The sequence below is a fragment of the Rhodothermales bacterium genome (assembly GCA_013002345.1).
Classification (GTDB): Bacteria; Bacteroidota; Rhodothermia; order Rhodothermales; family JABDKH01; genus JABDKH01.
Genome location: JABDKH010000094.1, coordinates 1 through 3,519, shown reverse-complemented (window position 1 = coordinate 3,519; position 3,519 = coordinate 1). Strand labels below are relative to the sequence as shown.

Sequence of the window (3,519 nt, the reverse complement as noted above, 5' to 3'; positions counted from 1 at the left end):
GGCTTCGGTAAGTCGACTACTGCCGCCGCGCTTCACGAGTCGGGATATACCCTGTTCACGGATGATATCCTGTCGGTGCGCCTGGGCGGGCCGGCCCCGGAGGCGTTCCCCGGATTCTCCCAACTGAAACTGTGGCCCAGTGCCGTGCAGGCCATTTTTCCTGACGGCGATGATGAGGCTGGCCGAAGTGAAGTCAAGCAGACACGCCGAGTGGCTTCAGCATACACGGGCGATCCGTTGCCTGTCGGAGCCATATTTGTTATCGGTGTCGGTGATCTGGGCGTAGAGCCGGTCGCGGGTCAGGTGGCGCTCCTGGAGATTCTCCGCAACTCCTACGCAAGCCGATTCGTGGGAACGGAGGGCACGCCGCCCGCCCATTTCGATCGCTGCGTTCAGCTCGTCAAAAACGTACCTGTGTATCGCCTGACCCGAATGCCCGGGTTGTCATCCCTGCCGGACATTGTAGATCTTGTCGTGACGACCGTTCGAGGCGACGGACGGGAATCGGCATGAGTCGCATCGGCCGATTCCTCAGTAGAAGCCGCACCGAGAAACGGTTGTTCTTCGGGTCCGTGCTTCTCGTTCCGATCGTTCGGATCGGCCTCGCGGTTCTTGGTTTCCAGCGAATGCGCAGGTGGCTCGACAAACGAAGCGGTGCCGATGCGGCGGGCAGCGACGCTACGCCCGAAATTGTGGAGTGGGCTGTTCAGTCCGTCGCGAAGCGTACGCTGTACGACAAACCGTGCCTCACACAATCGCTCGTGGTCAGTCATCATCTTCGGCGTGCCGGATACGACCCGGTGATCAGATTCGGTGTCAGGAAGTCGGGAGAGGCGCTTGATGCTCACGCATGGGTGGAGCTGAATGGCGAAGTCGTATCTGGCGGACGTCGGGCTCCCGAAATCTACACTCCTCTCACCTCACTAGACGAACTGACGCTGTGAAGGCATTCGCCGGCATCGTGACGCGCGACGGATCACCGGTCGGGGAAGAGCAGGTGAGCGTTCTCGCTGCGGGGATTGCAAGGCCTTCGGACCACGTTTCTTTCTATCGCGACCGGGGCGTGGTTCTGATTCAGGCGATCGACCGCGCGCTGCACGATCGAGAGTTCTCAAACGCCGAATCGTCGCCCCTGGTGGGAGACGTTCGCATCCACAATCGCCAGGACGTGTTGCGGCGACTCGCGCTTAAATCGGACACTCCGGACGATGAGCTGATTCGTCGACTTCTGGATACGGATCGGGATTCCGGACTGGCTGACCTCGCCGGCGACTTCGCGTTTGCGAAATGGGACGCGGGATCACGAACACTGACGGGCGGCCGAGATCACTTCGGCGTACGCCCGTTCTATTACACCGACGCACCCGGCTTCTTTGCGTTCGCCTCGAATCTGCCTGCCCTGCTAACGGTGGTCCAGGATGAAGACCTGGACCAGACACGCATTGCCCAGTATCTGGAACTCCATCCAGCCGACGAGGACCGGACGTTTTACCGATGCATCAAACGGCTGCCGCGTGCTCACCGACTTGTACTGTCTGATGCCGGCCTCCAGCTCCACCGATACTGGTCGCCTGACGAGTTCTCGGGCTTACGCGAACCGGGTTCGGACGAAGATGTGATCGGCCGACTGCGGGAGACGTTCGTAGAGGCTGTCCGGTGCCGGATCGATACTGACGTTCCTGTAGGTTCGTTTCTGAGCGGTGGATTGGACTCATCGTCGGTCGCGGCCACAGCCCGGAGCGTGATGCCAGCCGGCAAGCCACTGTACACGTTTTCCGCCATATTCCCCGGTCTTGATCAGCCCTACCGCGATCTCGTCGACGAGAGCGCCTTCATAAAGGCTCTGACGGACGGGAAGGATTACGAGTCCTCGTTGACCGAGGCAGACCGCCTGACTCCCCTGGAGGGCCTGCAGGAGCTTCTGGAGATCCATGCGCAGCCGATTGACCCACCCAACGCCTATCTGGACTATGCGCTGTACGGGCGCGCAGCGGAGGGGCCGGCCCGTGTTGTCCTGGATGGGCTGGAGGGGGACGTCACGCTATCCCATGGTATCCATTATCTGGATGAACTCGCGGTGCAAGGGGATTGGAGACGGTTCTTCCGCGAGGCGGACGCCATTTGTTCGAGATTGTCGGGCGATAGAGGGAAGATCTTTGCCGATTACGCCCTGCCGCATGTCGCCAGCAGCTCCCGTGGGAGATTCATCGGCGGACTAACGGGTCTCTGGACTCACGGAGGAACGCGGCCGATGCTGAGGGCGCTTAAGCGAAGGGCAAGGGCATGGGCCGGCAGCACGGCTGGTTCAAGCAGGCGCCTGTTGATCAGTCCAGATCTCGAGAAGTCTATCGACTGGGACGATGCCGAAGCGACTGGGCCAACCGATCCGGTACAATCCGAGCAGGAGGCACACATTGGATATCTGAGCGGTTCATATATCCCGTCCGTCCTTGAGTTCACGCACGCGAATGCCCGTCACTTTGGTCTGGAGGCGAGGCACCCGATGTTCGACATCAGGCTTGTGAAGCTGGCGGTTGGCATGCGATCGGATCTCAAACTTCGCGACGGTTGGAATCGGTACGCCTTGCGGGAGGCCATGGCCGGGATCGTGCCCGACGACGTTCGGTGGCGGCCCGAAAAGGCGACTCTGGCTCCCAACTTCGATCTCAAGATGGCTATCCACGGGAAGAAGATGATCGACGGGCTGATGCAGGATCATGCGGTCGATCTGGGTCAATATGTTGATCTGGAGGCGTTTCGGGACCTGTCCGACCGAAAACGCTTTCGAAGGCTCTGGCCCGCACTCGTTCTGGCACTCTATTTGAAGAAAACTGTCTGAGAAGATCGCGAATTGCCAGTACGGCCTCGTTTTGCCGTATGTCGACTTTGCTATCCCGTTTGCGGGAATAATCAACACAAGTGGTACACACGGATGCAGCGCGCAGAGAAGAAGCCTTACGTCAAGCCGGATTTTGTTGAGTACGGCCGGATTGAGAACATAACGAGCACCAAGACCTGGCACTCCGCCAACGATTGGCTCGGCGAAGTCATCGACATGTTCTTGCCCGGCGACCATGGCAGCATCATCGGAGACGGCCAAAGCTTCTCGTAGGCCGAGCCGCCCGAAATCTGACGTTAACGACTTTGAGTCGTCGTCACGGAATGCACGTTCTTTAACGAGGGCGTGCATTTCCTCATTGTCGTCGCAGCGGAGACGGATTCCGCTGCCTGATCCGGCAGAGCGCCGGCAAGTACGCCGCGGCTTGCCATGCTGCGTCACGAAAGCTGCTTTTTTGGCCTTTTTCGATCCTCTAGACTTCTCTAGGGTCGGATTGCAACTGGCACATAAAAAAAAGTTGTCCATGGATCGCAAATCCCAGAGACACGGGCGTTTAGTTAGTTTGAGATTTCGATATCCCGGTTCGGGACCAACCAAACCAGCGGTACAAACTGATGCAGAGCAACGAAAAGAAGCCTTACGTTAAGCCGGACTTCGTGGAGTACGGGCGTATTGAGGAC

Annotated in this window: 4 protein-coding genes; all 4 read left to right on the top strand. The window is 59.1% G+C overall.

Features of this window, described 5'->3' with window-relative positions:
* On the top strand, positions 1-513 hold a 513-nt coding region (locus tag HKN37_04860; GenBank protein NNE45974.1), incomplete at its 5' end, for a hypothetical protein.
* Entirely contained in the window at positions 510-944 is a 435-nt protein-coding gene (locus HKN37_04855) for a lasso peptide biosynthesis B2 protein (GenBank protein NNE45973.1), read from the top strand. The genes HKN37_04860 and HKN37_04855, both read left to right, overlap by 4 nt.
* Positions 941-2,839, top strand: a complete 1,899-nt coding sequence (locus tag HKN37_04850; protein ID NNE45972.1) for a hypothetical protein — start codon at positions 941-943, stop codon at positions 2,837-2,839. The genes HKN37_04855 and HKN37_04850 overlap by 4 nt, the downstream gene beginning before the upstream one ends.
* 93 nt (positions 2,840-2,932) lie before the next feature.
* A complete protein-coding gene (locus tag HKN37_04845; GenBank protein NNE45971.1) occupies positions 2,933-3,112 on the top strand; it encodes a hypothetical protein in 180 nt (59 codons plus the stop codon).
* Positions 3,113-3,519 lie beyond the last annotated feature (407 nt).

Excerpts from the sequence above, each read along its gene's own strand:
- HKN37_04855 (NNE45973.1), top strand. The coding sequence starts at position 510 with ATGAGTCGCATCGGCCGATTCCTCAGTAGAAGCCGCACCGAGAAACGG.
- HKN37_04845 (NNE45971.1), top strand. The coding sequence starts at position 2,933 with ATGCAGCGCGCAGAGAAGAAGCCTTACGTCAAGCCGGATTTTGTTGAG.